Source organism: Pseudomonas sp. GW823-FHT02C02 (assembly GCF_058797635.1).
The window spans coordinates 78045-91631 of sequence record NZ_JBXAJV010000013.1 but is presented as its reverse complement, the minus strand read 5'-3'; the positions used below and the strand labels follow the sequence as shown (position 1 = coordinate 91631).

Sequence of the window (13587 nt, the reverse complement as noted above, 5' to 3'; positions counted from 1 at the left end):
GCCCTGAAAGGTTGAACGACCTAACAATAATAATGGGGGAAGGTCTATGAGTGAGCCTGTCATGGGTGTGGGTATCTGCCGCCCGCCGGCATTACGCAAGTTCGCGTTGCTGGCCACAGCGCTCTCGCTGTTGGGTTGTGCCGTGCTGTCGGCACCTGCGGTGGCCGCTGCGGCGCCAGCGTCCGACACTGTTTATGCCGTTGAATCTGCCAAAGCCAGCAAGAGCCTGATGCTCGACGTCGTGCACGTCGGCAAGCGCCTGGTGGCTGTGGGTGATCGCGGGCACATTCTGTATTCCGATGACCAGGGTGCAACCTGGACCCAGGCCAAAGTGCCGACCCGGCAATTGTTGACGTCGGTGTTTTTCGCCGATGACCAACACGGCTGGGCCGTCGGCCATGACGCTCAGATCCTCGCCAGCGAGGACGGTGGCGCCACCTGGACCAAGCAATTCGAAGATTTGAAACGCGAATCGCCGCTGCTCGACGTCTGGTTTCAGGACGTCAACAGCGGCTTTGCCGTAGGCGCCTACGGTGCGTTGCTGGCCACCACCGACGGTGGCAAACACTGGGAAGATGCCAGTGATCGCCTCGACAACGAAGACCAATACCACCTCAATGGCATTGCGGCGGTCAAGGATGCCGGGCTGTTCATCGTCGGCGAGCAGGGCAGCATGTTCCGCTCCGCCGACTGGGGCCAGACCTGGGAGAAGCTTGAAGGTCCATACGAAGGTTCGCTGTTCGGCGTGATCGGCACCGCTCAGGCCAACACACTGCTGGCCTACGGATTGCGGGGCAATCTGTTCCGCTCGACCGATTTCGGCACGACCTGGGAACCGGTCGAACTCAAGGCTGCTCGCGGTGCGCTGGAGTTCGGTCTGTCCGGCGCGACGCTGCTCGACGACGGCTCGATTGTCATCGTCGGCAACGGCGGCTCGGTGATCCGCAGCAACGATAACGGTGAAACCTTCAGCGTGTTCAACCGCCCGGATCGCATTTCCGTTTCGGCGGTGACCGCGGCAGGCAACGGCAATCTGATTCTGGCAGGACAGGGTGGCGTTCGCGTCACCACGCCAACCGGCGCAGAGAATGGCAAAAACGGGTCGTCCAAATGAGCCGGGCAAATAATAAGAAGGCGGGTCTATGACATCCTTGAGCAGTCATCACCAAGACAAGGCGACGTTTCTGGAACGCCTGATTTTCAACAACCGCCCGGCAGTGATCGTCATCTGCCTGCTGGTCAGCATCTTCCTGTTCTGGCAGGCGACGCTGATACGGCCGTCCACCAGTTTCGAAAAAATGATCCCCCTGGATCATCCCTTCATTCAAAAGATGATGGAGCACCGCAACGATCTGGCGAACCTGGGCAACACGGTGCGCATTTCCGTGGAAGCCACCGACGGTGACATATTCTCCAAGGAATACATGGAGACCCTGCGTCAGATCAACGACGAAGTGTTCTACATTTCCGGCGTCGACCGTTCCGGCCTCAAGTCGCTGTGGAGCCCGAGCGTGCGCTGGACCGAGGTGACGGAGGAGGGCTTTGCCGGTGGCGAAGTGATCCCGCAGAGCTATAACGGCTCCCAGCAAAGCCTCGACCTGCTTCGCAACAACGTGCTCAAGTCCGGTCAGGTCGGGCGCCTGGTGGCCAACGACTTCAAGTCGAGCATCGTCGACATCCCGCTGCTGGAGTCCTACCCGGACCCGCAGGATCAGGGCAAGTTGCTGGCGCTGGACTACCGCAAGTTCTCCCACGAGCTGGAAGAAAAGATCCGCGACAAGTTTGAAGCGCAGAACCCTAACGTGCAGATCCACATCGTCGGTTTCGCCAAGAAAGTCGGCGACCTGATCGATGGCCTGGTCATGGTGGTGATGTTCTTCGGCGTCGCCTTCGTCATCACCCTGATCCTGCTGTACTGGTTCACCAACTGCATGCGCAGCACCGTGGCGGTGTTGAGTACGACGCTGGTGGCGGTGGTCTGGCAGTTGGGGTTGATGCACTTCTTCGGTTTCGGGCTTGATCCGTATTCGATGCTGGTGCCGTTCCTGATCTTCGCCATCGGTATTTCCCACGGCGTACAGAAGATCAACGGGATCGCCTTGCAGTCCAGCGAAGCCGACAACGCCTTGACCGCCGCACGCCGCACGTTCCGCCAGTTGTTCCTGCCAGGGATGATCGCGATCCTTGCGGACGCGGTGGGCTTCATCACGCTGTTGATCATCGACATCGGTGTGATTCGTGAGCTGGCCATCGGTGCCTCCATCGGTGTTGCGGTGATCGTGTTCACCAACCTGATCCTGCTGCCGGTCGCCATCTCCTACGTCGGCATCAGCAAGCGCGCTGTCGAACGCAGCAAGAAAGACGCGCACCGCGAACACCCGTTCTGGCGCCTGCTGTCGAGCTTTGCCAGCCCGAAAGTCGCACCGGTGTCGATCGTCCTGGCCTTGCTGGCCTTCGGCGGCGGCCTCTGGTACAGCCAGAACCTGAAAATCGGCGACCTCGACCAGGGTGCCCCGGAACTGCGGCCGGACTCGCGTTACAACAAGGACAACAACTTCATCATCAGCAACTACTCGACCAGCTCCGACGTATTGGTGGTGATGGTCAAGACCAAGTCCGAAGGTTGCTCGCGCTACGAAGCCATGGCGCCGATCGACGAACTGATGTGGAAGATGCAGAACACCGAGGGCGTGCAGTCGGCGATCTCCCTGGTGACCGTGTCCAAGCAGATGATCAAGGGCATGAACGAGGGCAACCTGAAATGGGAAACCCTGTCGCGTAACCCGGACGTACTGAACAACTCCATTGCCCGTGCCGATGGCTTGTACAACAACAGTTGCTCCCTGGCGCCGGTGCTGGTGTTCCTCAACGACCACAAGGCCGCCACCCTGGATCGCGCCGTGCATGCGGTGCAGGACTTCGCCAAGGAAAACAACAAGGACGGCCTGGAGTTCATCCTCGCGGCGGGTAACGCCGGTATCGAGGCGGCGACCAACGAGGTGATCAAGGAATCCGAGCTGACCATCCTGATCCTCGTTTACATCTGCGTCGCGACCATGTGCATGATCACCTTCCGTTCCTGGGCGGCGACCTTGTGCATCGTGCTGCCGCTGGTGCTGACCTCGGTACTCGGCAACGCCCTGATGGCCTTCATGGGCATCGGCGTGAAAGTCGCGACCCTGCCGGTCGTGGCGCTGGGGGTGGGGATTGGCGTGGACTACGGCATCTACATCTATAGCCGTCTGGAAAGCTTCCTGCGTGCGGGCCTGCCGTTGCAAGAAGCCTACTACCAGACGCTCAAGTCCACTGGTAAAGCCGTGCTGTTCACCGGCCTGTGCCTGGCGATCGGTGTGTGCACCTGGATCTTCTCGGCCATCAAGTTCCAGGCCGACATGGGCCTGATGCTGACCTTCATGCTGCTCTGGAACATGTTCGGCGCGCTTTGGCTGCTGCCGGCGCTGGCTCGCTTCCTGATCAAGCCGGAGAAACTGGCGGGGCAGAAGGGCAATTCGTTGTTCGCTCACTGATCCCTGGCTGAAATAGAAAAGCCGCAACCTGGGTTGCGGCTTTTTTTCATCTGAGGATTAACACAACCCTTTGCAGGAGCCGGCTTGCTGGCTCCTAAAAAGGATCGCGTTGGTTATGAGGGATCTGTGCCGAGCACGACGTTCAGCGCACTGCGCGCATCGTCGAGCTGAACGAGGGTCGCATGCCGCGCACCCAGCGCATCGCGGTTCTCGATCGCCGTCAGGATCGCCTTGTGTCGGGGCAGCGCCAGTTCATGCAGGTTCGGCCGCTGGTTGGAATGTTTCAGCGCTTCAGCAATCGCCACCGACAGCATGTTGCACAGGTTGGCCAGCAGATCGTTGTGGGTCGCATCGGCGATGCGGCTGTGAAAATCCAGGTCTGGCTGCAACAGCGCTTCCGGCGTCGGCGCAGCTTCCATGCGCTGGTAGGCTTCACCGATGGAGGCGATGTCTGCGTCGGTCGCGAACTGCGCGGCGAGGGCGGCGGCAGCGGGTTCGATGATGCTGCGCACGCTGGTCAGCAACTCGAAAAATTCATTCTGCGGGCTGCTTTGCATTAGCCAGTGCAGCACATCCGGGTCGAGCATGTGCCATTCCTTACGCTGCTTGACCACGGTGCCGACCCGAGGACGGGAATACACCAGGCCTTTGGCAACCAGTACCCGGGTGGCTTCGCGCAGCACCGGGCGGCTGACCGCGTACTCCTCGCACAGCAGGGCTTCGGCGGGCAGTTTGTCGCACGGTTTGAAGCGCCCGGAAACGATCTGCATGCCCAATTCCTGGACGATGCGCGAGTGCATGCTTTTGCGGTCGGAGGGTTTGCGGTAATCCATGGGGAACGGCGCGATCCTGTGCGATGGAGATGCCGCGCATGATAGCAGGCGCGGACCCGGTCCTGAATCAGATGAAGAGCCAATGTGGAAGTGAGCCTGCACGCGATAGCGGTCGTTCAGTCAACATCAATGTTGAATGTTCGACCGCTATCGCGAGCAGGCTCGCTCCTACAGGGGGATTGATGTGATCAGTGAGAGTGGCGCGGGACTTCGGAACCGCGGCAGCCAACCAGAAAGTCGAAATCGCAGCCCTGATCCGCTTGCAGCACATGGTCGATGTACAGCTGACGATAACCGCCCACGATCAGATTTTGCGGCGGTTGCAGATCTGCCATGCGCGCCGCCAGTTCAGCATCCGGGATGTCCAGGTGCAAACGCCCGTTGGCGCAATCCAGTTCGATCCAGTCGCCTTCCTTCACTGTTGCCAGAGGCCCGCCGGCCGCTGCTTCCGGGGCCACGTGCAAAACCACGGTGCCATACGCCGTGCCGCTCATGCGTGCGTCGGAAATGCGCACCATGTCCGTCACGCCCTGGGCCAGCAGCTTGGCCGGCAAACCCATGTTGCCGACTTCGGCCATGCCCGGATAACCCTTCGGCCCGCAGTTCTTCATCACCAGAATCGAGTTGGCATCGACGTCCAGGTCCGGATCGTTGATCCGCGCCTTGTACATGTCGAAGTTCTCGAACACCACCGCACGCCCGCGATGCTGCATCAATTCGGCACTGGCCGCGGATGGCTTGAGCACTGCACCGAGGGGCGCGAGGTTACCGCGCAATACGCAAATGCCGCCATCGGCGCGGATCGGGTTGTCGAGGGTGCGGATCACTTCGTCCTGGCCGTAGATCGGCGCGTCCTTGGTGTTCTCGCCCAGGGTTTTGCCGTTGACGGTCAAGGCGTTCGGGTTGGGGATCAGGTTAGCTTCACCGAGGCGACGCAATACCGCTGGCAGGCCGCCGGCGTAGTAGAACTCTTCCATCAGGAAACGGCCGGACGGTTGCAGGTCGACGATGGTCGGCATGCCGCGACCGATGCGGGTCCAGTCATCCAGGTCCAGCTCGACGCCGATACGACCGGCGATGGCTTTCAAGTGGATCACGGCGTTGGTCGAGCCGCCGATGGCGGCGTTCACGCGGATGGCGTTTTCGAAGGCTTCCTTGGTCAGGATCTTCGACAGCCGCAGATCTTCACGGACCATCTCCACCGCGCGCATGCCGGACATGTGCGCCAACACATAACGCCGCGCATCCACCGCGGGAATCGCCGCGTTGTGGGGCAGGGACGTGCCCAGTGCTTCGGCCATGCAGGCCATGGTCGACGCCGTGCCCATGGTGTTGCAGGTGCCGGCCGAACGGGACATGCCGCCCTCGGCCGCGAGGAAATCGTCAATCGTGATGGTGCCGGCTTTGACTTGCTCGCTGAGCTGCCAGACCACGGTGCCGGAGCCAATGTCCTGGCCTTTGTGCTTGCCGTTGAGCATCGGCCCGCCGGTAACGACGATGGCCGGCACGTCGCAACTGGCCGCGCCCATCAGCAGCGCCGGGGTGGTTTTGTCGCAACCGGTCAGCAGGACCACGCCATCAATCGGGTTGCCACGGATCGCTTCTTCAACGTCCATGCTTGCCAGGTTGCGGGTGAGCATGGCGGTAGGGCGCAGGTTCGATTCGCCATTGGAGAACACCGGGAATTCCACCGGAAAACCACCGGCCTCGATCACCCCGCGTTTGACATGCTCCGCGATCTGGCGGAAATGCGCGTTGCACGGGGTCAGTTCCGACCAGGTGTTGCAGATGCCGATGATCGGCTTGCCGTGGAACTGGTGGTCGGCGATGCCCTGATTTTTCATCCAGCTGCGGTACATGAAGCCGTTCTTGTCAGCGGTGCCAAACCATTGGGCGGAGCGCAGGTTGGGTTTTTTATCGGACATGATCGATTCTCTTATTGTATGACTATATTGTTCGAGCTAAGGCGTAACATAAGCGCAATTTCGCCAGTTTGGAAGTGTTGTTGGTTAATTAGTATTACTATATAGTCGCTTTCAACGGAGGGATTGCCCTGGCGGTTTTCAGCGAGAGGCGTCCCCCGAGGTTCTATAACAACAACAATCGGAGACCGATCTCATGAGCCAGGAACTGCGGCTTATTCGTCGCATTACGCTGAAACTGATTCCCTTCCTGATCCTGCTGTACCTGATCGCCTATGTGGATCGCTCCGCCGTAGGTTTCGCCAAGCTGCACATGGGCGCCGACATTGGCCTGGGTGACGCAGCCTATGGCCTCGGTGCAGGGTTGTTCTTCATTGGCTACTTCCTGCTGGAAATCCCCAGCAACCTGATGCTCGACCGCTTCGGTGCCCGACGCTGGTTCGCACGGATCATGGTCACCTGGGGCGCCATCACCATCGGCATGGCGTTCGTCCAAGGGCCGCACAGCTTCTATGTCATGCGCTTTCTGCTCGGCGCGGCCGAAGCCGGGTTCTTCCCGGGCGTTCTCTACTACATCACCCAATGGTTCCCGGTTCGCCATCGCGGCAAGATCCTTGGCCTGTTCATTCTTTCCCAGCCCATCGCGATGATGATCACCGGCCCGGTGTCCGGCGGTTTGCTTGGCATGGACGGCGTCCTTGGTTTGCATGGCTGGCAGTGGCTGTTCATCGTCATCGGCACCCCGGCGATCCTGCTGACCTGGCCGGTACTGCGTTACCTGCCGGACGGACCCCAGCAAGTGAAATGGATGGATCAGGCCGAGAAAGACTGGCTGACCGGCGAGCTGAAAAAGGACCTGGAGGCCTACGGCCAGACCCGTCATGGCAATCCGCTGCATGCCCTGAAAGACAAACGCGTGTTGCTGCTGGCGCTGTTTTATCTGCCGGTGACCTTGAGCATTTATGGCCTGGGCCTGTGGCTGCCGACCTTGATCAAACAGTTTGGTGGTACGGACCTGGTGACCGGTTTCGTGTCATCGGTGCCCTACATCTTCGGGATCATCGGGCTGCTGATCATTCCGCGCAGTTCCGACCGCCTGAATGATCGTTACGGTCATCTCGCCGTGCTTTACGTGCTGGGCGCCATCGGGCTGTTCCTCAGCGCCTGGCTGACGGTGCCGGTGCTGCAACTTGCAGCGTTGTGCCTGGTGGCGTTTGCGCTGTTTTCCTGCACCGCAGTGTTCTGGACCTTGCCCGGTCGTTTTTTCGCCGGCGCCAGTGCCGCGGCCGGGATCGCGTTGATCAACTCGGTGGGCAACCTGGGCGGCTACATTGGCCCGTTCGTGATCGGTGCACTGAAGGAGTACACCGGCAACCTGGCGTCGGGGCTGTACTTCCTGTCGGGGGTGATGGTGTTCGGGCTGGTGTTGACCGGCGTGGTCTATCGGTTACTGGAGCGCAAGCATGTGCTGGCGGCCGACCAGTTCGCGGCCAGTGCTCGCGGCGCGACTCGCACCTGAGAGATCACACAAATCCCCTGTGGGAGCGAGCCTGCTCGCGAAGGCGGAGTGTCAGTCGGTAATGATTTTGGATTTGACGGCCTCATCGCGAGCAGGCTCGCTCCCACAGGGTGCAATGCCGCCTTCAAGATTGTTTACAGGAGAAAATCCATGCGTTTAGTGCAGTTCGAACTGAGTAACGGCGAGCGCCGGGTAGGCGTGGTCGAGGAGGGGCTGGTGCGCGAAGTGCAGGACGCGCGCACGGTCCGTGACCTGGCCCTGGCGGCAATCGAGGCGGGCGTCAATCTGCAGCAGCAGGTGAAAACCCTGGGCCTGGGCATCGGCCATGACTACACGGAGCTGCTGGAGCAGCTGCGGATCCTCCCTCCGCTGGATCACCCGGACCCGGCGCACATGCTGGTCAGCGGTACCGGCCTGACCCATCTGGGCAGCGCTTCGGCCCGCGACAAGATGCACCAGCAGGCCGGCGACGAAGCGGCAATGACCGACACCATGCGCATTTTCAAATGGGGCGTGGAGGGCGGTAAACCGGCGACCGGACAAGCCGGTGTGCAACCGGAGTGGTTCTACAAGGGTGACGGCAGCATCGTCGTGCGTCCGGGCCAGCCGTTCCCGCTGCCACCCTTTGCCGAAGACGCGGGTGAAGAGCCTGAACTCAGCGGCCTCTACGTTATCGGCCACGACGGTAAACCGTATCGCCTCGGTTTCGCAGTGGGCAACGAGTTCTCCGACCATGTGATGGAGCGCAAGAATTACCTCTACCTGGCGCATTCGAAATTGCGCAGTTGCAGCTATGGCCCGGAACTGCGGGTCGGCGAATTGCCGGCACATCTGGCTGGCACCAGCCGCATCCTGCGTGACGGTGAAGTGCTGTGGCAGAACGAGTTCCTCAGCGGCGAGGCCAACATGTGCCACAGCTTCGAGAACCTTGAGTACCACCATTTCAAGTACAGCCAGTTCTTGCGTCCGGGGGACGTGCACATTCATTTTTTCGGCACCGCGACCCTGTCCTTTGCCGACGGCATTCGCACCCGGGAGGGTGATGTGTTCGAGATCAGTCAGGCCGAGTTCGGCGCGCCGTTGATCAACGGGATCGCCCCGGTTGAAGCCGCTTTCGAGCCCGGCACCGTCGGCACCCTTTAAGGAGATACGCATGCCTCAGATTCTTGGTCACAACTACATCGGCGGTCAGCGCAGCGCGACTGGCACCGTCAAAATGCAAAGTGTTGATGCCAGCACCGGCGAAGCCTTGCCTCATGATTTCTTCCAGGCAACGCCTGAGGAAGTCGATGCCGCCGCCAAGGCTGCTGCCGCCGCTTACCCGGCCTATCGCAGTCTGAGCGCGGAACGTCGCGCGCAATTTCTCGATGCGATTGCCGATGAACTCGACGCCTTGGGCGATGACTTTGTCGCGGTGGTCTGCCGCGAAACGGCATTGCCGGCCGGACGTATTCAAGGCGAGCGCGGGCGCACCAGCGGGCAGATGCGTCTGTTCGCCAAAGTGCTGCGTCGCGGTGATTTCTACGGCGCGCGAATTGATCTGGCACTGCCGGATCGCCAACCGCTGCCACGACCGGACCTGCGCCAATACCGCATCGGTCTTGGGCCTGTTGCGGTGTTCGGTGCGAGCAATTTTCCGTTGGCCTTCTCCACGGCGGGCGGCGACACCGCGTCGGCGCTGGCCGCCGGTTGCCCGGTGGTGTTCAAGGCTCACGGCGGCCACATGGCCACCGCCGAACTGGTCGCCGATGCGCTGATTCGCGCGGCGGAAAAAACCGGCATGCCGGCCGGCGTGTTCAACATGATCTACGGCGGCGGAGTCGGCGAAGCGCTGGTCAAGCACCCGGCGATTCAGGCGGTCGGTTTTACCGGTTCGCTGAAGGGTGGCCGCGCCTTGTGCGACATGGCTGCCGCACGTCCACAACCGATCCCGGTGTTCGCCGAGATGTCGAGCATCAACCCGGTGATCGTGTTGCCGAAGGCATTGGCTGCTCGGGCCGACACCGTCGCCCGTGACCTGACCGCTTCGGTTGTGCAGGGGTGCGGTCAGTTCTGCACCAATCCCGGTCTGGTCATCGGTATTCGCTCGCCGCAATTCACCGCGTTTGTGCAGCAGGTCGCGGGCCTCATCGGCGATCAGGCGGCGCAAACAATGCTCAATGCCGGGACGTTGAGCAGCTATGGCAACGGCCTGCAAAAACTCCTTGCTCACCCGGGCATTGAGCATCTGGCTGGCAATCCGCAGCAAGGCAATCAGGCGCAACCGCAGTTGTTCAAGGCTGACGTCAGCCTGCTGATCAATGGCGATGCAGTGCTGCAGGAAGAAGTGTTCGGCCCGACCACTGTGTTCGTCGAAGTGGCGGATCAGGCGCAACTCAGTGCCGCGTTGAACGGCCTGCACGGGCAGCTGACGGCGACGATCATTGGTGAGCCGGCGGACTTCGAACAGTTCGGCGAGCTGACGGCGTTGCTGGAGCAAAAGGTTGGACGGATCCTGCTCAATGGCTATCCGACGGGCGTTGAAGTCTGCGACTCGATGGTCCACGGCGGGCCGTACCCGGCAACTTCCGATGCACGCGGCACGTCGGTCGGCACGTTGGCGATTGATCGATTCCTGCGGCCGGTGTGTTTCCAGAACTATCCCGACAGCCTGTTGCCGGAACCGCTGAAGAACGCCAACCCCCTGCGCATCCAGCGTCTGGTGGACGGCAAACCTTCCCGCGACGCCCTTTAACAGCTCACCGCAATCCCCGTGGGAGCGAGCCTGCTCGCGAAAGTGGTGCATCAGTCAACAACAATATCGACTGACACTCCGCATTCGCGAGCAGGCTCGCTCCCACAGTATTTTGTGTCGCCAGCATGTTGGATGAGCGACACAGACCCACCCTCACATTGAGCTATCATTGCGTCTTTCCCATTCAAAGATTGACTGCCATGACTGCCGCATCCGACACCTTGATCAACGCCCTCGAACACTGTGACATGCTGGAAATCGACGGGCTGCACGCCTTCGATTTTTCCCTCGATGAAGACGAAAACCTGCACATCGAATGCATGGACGGCCGAGCACTCAAACGTTGGGAGTTCAGCATTGCGCAGATCACAGCGGCGACTTTCGATCCTGATTTGAAGAGCTGGATCATTACCGGCGATTCCGGTGAGCATCGACTAGTGCCTATGGACGCGTTCGGCGGTGGTGACGACGAGGAAGAAGGGAATGAGGATGCATAAGCTCTGGCCGCTGTTGATGGCCGGCAGCATCGGCGCGATGGGCATTGAAGCCGCGTCGGCCGACGACTATCAGTTGCTGGTCGGTTCCTACACGGCGGGGCAGAGCCAGGGGATTTATCGCCTGAACTTCGACAGCGCCACCGGGCAGATCAACCCCAAGCCGCTGCAAGTGGTCACCAGTGAAAACCCGTCCTGGCTGACCGTTTCCAAAGATCAGCAGCGCTTGTTCGTGGTCAATGAAAACGGCCCCGGCCAGAAAGACCCGGTCGGGCGCGTCAGCAGTTATTCAATCGATCCCAAGACCCATGCACTGAGCCTGATCAATCAGGTGCAGAGCCTGGGCAACGAGCCGACGCATTCGAGCCTCAGCGGTGAGGCCAGTCATTTGTTCGTCAGCAACTATTCAGTGGTTGAAGACCCGGGCGGCACGTTGGCGGTGTTGCCCGTGGGCGCCGACGGTAAGCTCCAGCCCGTGGTGCAGATGAGCAGTCACCCGTCGAGCCGGGTCAATCCCGAGCGGCAGATGTCGGCGCATGTGCATTCGACGGTTTCCTCGCCGGACGGACAGTACGTGTTCTCCAATGACTTGGGCGCCGACAAGATCTTTGTCTACCGCTTCGATCCCAAGGCCAATCCGGAGCTACCGTTGACTGCCGCCACACCGGCGTCGGTCCAGTTGCCAGCCGGCAGCGGGCCGCGTCATTTGCTGTTCAGCGCCGATGGCAAACACGCCTGGCTGACCATGGAAATGAGCGCGCAGGTCGCGGTGTTCGATTACCAGAACGGCAAACTTGAGCAAACCCAGATGGTTGATCTGGCGGCGGGCCAGCCTGTTTCCGACAAGGCCGCCGCTGCGTTGCACGCCTCGGCCGATGGCAAGTTCCTTTACGTCAGCAACCGTGGCACCGCCAATCAGGTGCTGGTGTTTGCCATCGATCCTGCGTCCGGCCATCTTAAGGAGCTACAACGTCGTTCGGTGGACGGTGATCACCCGCGCGAGTTCAGCCTCGACCCGAGTGGCCAGTTCTTGCTGATTGCCAACCAGAAGAGCAACCAGATTGTTGTGGTCGAACGCGATGCCAAGAGCGGTTTGTTGGGTAAAACCGTACAGAAACTGCCGATGGATGCTCCGAGCGACCTCAAGTTTCTGGTGCGTCAATAGGCCGCAGGCCCCGGTTGATGGGGCCTGCATCCTTGTATTAATGAGGCTGATATCTGCTAATGCTACAAAAGATTTCAAGGCGCCAACCCTCGAAGGTTAAGTTTGCTCCACGGCCCCATCGGGCAAACAAGCCAACTGAATCCGAGGAATACCGCCATGAACTTCAATCTCTTCTCCATCATCGCCGCTTCTGCCATCTCCGCCACCGTTGCTCTGCCAGCCAGCGCCAACGTTGAGATCAGCGACAAAAAATCCCACGCCCAGAGCTACACCCAGAAATACCTGCAACAGAGCGCCAACTTCTACGCGGCACTGGATCACAAGACCCAAGCCTGAAATTCAAGCCCTGCACCCTTTATGCAGGAGCGAAGTCACTTGCGCCGTTCGATCGAAATACGTCGAACGTCGATGAGTGATGTCGCTCCTGCATAACGCGTTTACGACAGCATCACATTGCCATCAATGTATCGCTTGATATCACATAGCCATGCATTTAGATTTGACGTTGATTTTTTGACTCAACATCTAATAACAAGGATCGACAGCATGGCGATGCGTCTGGCAGTGGTTCTTCTGTTCCTCTATTCAACCCCCATTCTTTCGGCTGCTCAGCCCGTTTCCCAAGAGCCGGACGCGGCCCGCGAACGCTTGATGAGTTTTATTCAAGACTGAGATAGACGGGCTTAATGATCAATGAAGCTGATGGTGACTATGGAAAACCCTGAGTGGTTGTCACCGCTTTTTTGATCGATTCTGTGGGCACTTAAACATGCCCACGGAGAACACCATGGCCAGCTCAATCCTCACTTCTGCCAAATACGGCGCCTACCTGGCCATAGGTCTTTACGTGGCCCTGGTGCTGATCGTCAGCGTTTCGTCCAATTTGCAGCACACCTTTGAAGCGCCGGTTCAGGTCGCTTATCCCGCCATCCAGTTCGAACACCGTGCTCAAAGCGTCGTGGTCGATCAAGCCGCATCGGCGGGAGTGGCAGGGGCATGAAAGGCAGCAAACTCTGGGTCATTGCCTTCCTGGCATTCATGACCAATGGCGCTTCCCTGTTGGGGATAGGGCAGGGCTCGGCGGGTTCAGTTGCGCGGTCCATCGAAGCCAATCACAACCTGGCGCGTAATATTGAAACCGCAAAAGCTCTGGGCTTGCTGGCCGGCAATCCGCCCATGAAACGGCAAGACGATTTCTTCGGGCCGTTCCAGGTGGATTGCTCGGTAGTGGAGATGTGCGAGGTGTTCGCCTGAAAACGAGCGGCTATTGAGATCCATTGTGGCGAGGGCGTTTGTCGGAACGCCGCATCGCCCCGTTGGGCTGCGAAGCAGTCGTAAATCGGGCGACTCGGTGTGTCAGAAAGATTGAAGGGGCTGCTTCGCACCCCAGCGG

13 protein-coding genes are annotated in these 13587 nt (G+C 60.1%); 11 read left to right on the top strand and 2 right to left on the bottom strand.

The features are described 5' to 3' along the window. Window positions 1-46: 46 nt before the first annotated feature. Complete coding sequence (locus AC1ROI_RS22025) at window positions 47-1114, top strand: WD40/YVTN/BNR-like repeat-containing protein (protein WP_083376878.1); 1068 nt, start codon at window positions 47-49, stop codon at window positions 1112-1114. A gap of 28 nt (window positions 1115-1142) precedes the next feature. Further along, window positions 1143-3527 (top strand): efflux RND transporter permease subunit, encoded by a 2385-nt coding sequence (locus AC1ROI_RS22020; RefSeq protein WP_042932105.1) that lies wholly within the window; start codon window positions 1143-1145, stop codon window positions 3525-3527. A 113-nt stretch (window positions 3528-3640) separates the two neighbouring features. On the opposite strand, the gene AC1ROI_RS22015 is transcribed toward AC1ROI_RS22020, so the two are convergent. After that, window positions 3641-4360, bottom strand: coding sequence for a FadR/GntR family transcriptional regulator (locus AC1ROI_RS22015; protein ID WP_010459832.1), 720 nt, complete (start codon window positions 4358-4360; stop codon window positions 3641-3643). Window positions 4361-4548: 188 nt separating this feature from the next. Continuing rightward, entirely contained in the window at window positions 4549-6285 is a 1737-nt protein-coding gene (locus tag AC1ROI_RS22010; protein ID WP_010459835.1) for an IlvD/Edd family dehydratase, read from the bottom strand. Between the two features lie 193 nt (window positions 6286-6478). Here AC1ROI_RS22010 and AC1ROI_RS22005 point away from each other — a divergent pair, with 193 nt between their 5' ends. The 9 genes from AC1ROI_RS22005 (at window position 6479) to AC1ROI_RS21965 (ending at window position 13448) form a co-directional block, all read left to right on the top strand. After that, window positions 6479-7801: an MFS transporter gene (locus AC1ROI_RS22005; protein WP_083376877.1), complete on the top strand. Its 1323-nt coding sequence runs from the start codon at window positions 6479-6481 to the stop codon at window positions 7799-7801. A 150-nt stretch (window positions 7802-7951) separates the two neighbouring features. Beyond that, on the top strand, window positions 7952-8944 hold the full coding sequence (gene araD1, locus AC1ROI_RS22000; protein WP_102594842.1) for an AraD1 family protein: 993 nt from the start codon (window positions 7952-7954) through the stop codon (window positions 8942-8944). Window positions 8945-8954: 10 nt separating this feature from the next. Further along, window positions 8955-10535, top strand: coding sequence for an aldehyde dehydrogenase (NADP(+)) (locus AC1ROI_RS21995; protein ID WP_077749653.1), 1581 nt, complete (start codon window positions 8955-8957; stop codon window positions 10533-10535). Window positions 10536-10735: 200 nt separating this feature from the next. Beyond that, window positions 10736-11032, top strand: a complete 297-nt coding sequence (locus AC1ROI_RS21990) for a DUF5629 family protein (protein ID WP_010459840.1) — start codon at window positions 10736-10738, stop codon at window positions 11030-11032. Beyond that, on the top strand, window positions 11019-12194 hold the full coding sequence (locus AC1ROI_RS21985) for a lactonase family protein (RefSeq protein WP_042932104.1): 1176 nt from the start codon (window positions 11019-11021) through the stop codon (window positions 12192-12194). The genes AC1ROI_RS21990 and AC1ROI_RS21985 overlap by 14 nt, the downstream gene beginning before the upstream one ends. A gap of 156 nt (window positions 12195-12350) precedes the next feature. Beyond that, on the top strand, window positions 12351-12530 hold the full coding sequence (locus AC1ROI_RS21980) for a hypothetical protein (protein WP_010459844.1): 180 nt from the start codon (window positions 12351-12353) through the stop codon (window positions 12528-12530). A 210-nt stretch (window positions 12531-12740) separates the two neighbouring features. Continuing rightward, on the top strand, window positions 12741-12866 hold the full coding sequence (locus AC1ROI_RS21975; protein WP_255311789.1) for a hypothetical protein: 126 nt from the start codon (window positions 12741-12743) through the stop codon (window positions 12864-12866). 115 nt (window positions 12867-12981) lie between these two features. Then, window positions 12982-13194: a hypothetical protein gene (locus tag AC1ROI_RS21970; RefSeq protein ID WP_010459849.1), complete on the top strand. Its 213-nt coding sequence runs from the start codon at window positions 12982-12984 to the stop codon at window positions 13192-13194. Then, window positions 13191-13448 (top strand): hypothetical protein, encoded by a 258-nt coding sequence (locus AC1ROI_RS21965; RefSeq protein ID WP_077749656.1) that lies wholly within the window; start codon window positions 13191-13193, stop codon window positions 13446-13448. Before AC1ROI_RS21970 ends, AC1ROI_RS21965 begins: the two co-directional genes overlap by 4 nt. Window positions 13449-13587 lie beyond the last annotated feature (139 nt).

Excerpts from the sequence above, each read along its gene's own strand:
- AC1ROI_RS21980 (WP_010459844.1), top strand. The coding sequence starts at position 12,351 with ATGAACTTCAATCTCTTCTCCATCATCGCCGCTTCTGCCATCTCCGCC.
- AC1ROI_RS21965 (WP_077749656.1), top strand. The coding sequence starts at position 13,191 with ATGAAAGGCAGCAAACTCTGGGTCATTGCCTTCCTGGCATTCATGACC.
- AC1ROI_RS22015 (WP_010459832.1), bottom strand. The coding sequence starts at position 4,360 with ATGGATTACCGCAAACCCTCCGACCGCAAAAGCATGCACTCGCGCATC.
- AC1ROI_RS22010 (WP_010459835.1), bottom strand. The coding sequence starts at position 6,285 with ATGTCCGATAAAAAACCCAACCTGCGCTCCGCCCAATGGTTTGGCACC.
- AC1ROI_RS22020 (WP_042932105.1), top strand. The coding sequence starts at position 1,143 with ATGACATCCTTGAGCAGTCATCACCAAGACAAGGCGACGTTTCTGGAA.
- AC1ROI_RS22025 (WP_083376878.1), top strand. The coding sequence starts at position 47 with ATGAGTGAGCCTGTCATGGGTGTGGGTATCTGCCGCCCGCCGGCATTA.
- AC1ROI_RS21985 (WP_042932104.1), top strand. The coding sequence starts at position 11,019 with ATGAGGATGCATAAGCTCTGGCCGCTGTTGATGGCCGGCAGCATCGGC.
- AC1ROI_RS21990 (WP_010459840.1), top strand. The coding sequence starts at position 10,736 with ATGACTGCCGCATCCGACACCTTGATCAACGCCCTCGAACACTGTGAC.
- AC1ROI_RS21995 (WP_077749653.1), top strand. The coding sequence starts at position 8,955 with ATGCCTCAGATTCTTGGTCACAACTACATCGGCGGTCAGCGCAGCGCG.
- AC1ROI_RS21970 (WP_010459849.1), top strand. The coding sequence starts at position 12,982 with ATGGCCAGCTCAATCCTCACTTCTGCCAAATACGGCGCCTACCTGGCC.
- AC1ROI_RS21975 (WP_255311789.1), top strand. The coding sequence starts at position 12,741 with ATGGCGATGCGTCTGGCAGTGGTTCTTCTGTTCCTCTATTCAACCCCC.
- araD1 (WP_102594842.1), top strand. The coding sequence starts at position 7,952 with ATGCGTTTAGTGCAGTTCGAACTGAGTAACGGCGAGCGCCGGGTAGGC.
- AC1ROI_RS22005 (WP_083376877.1), top strand. The coding sequence starts at position 6,479 with ATGAGCCAGGAACTGCGGCTTATTCGTCGCATTACGCTGAAACTGATT.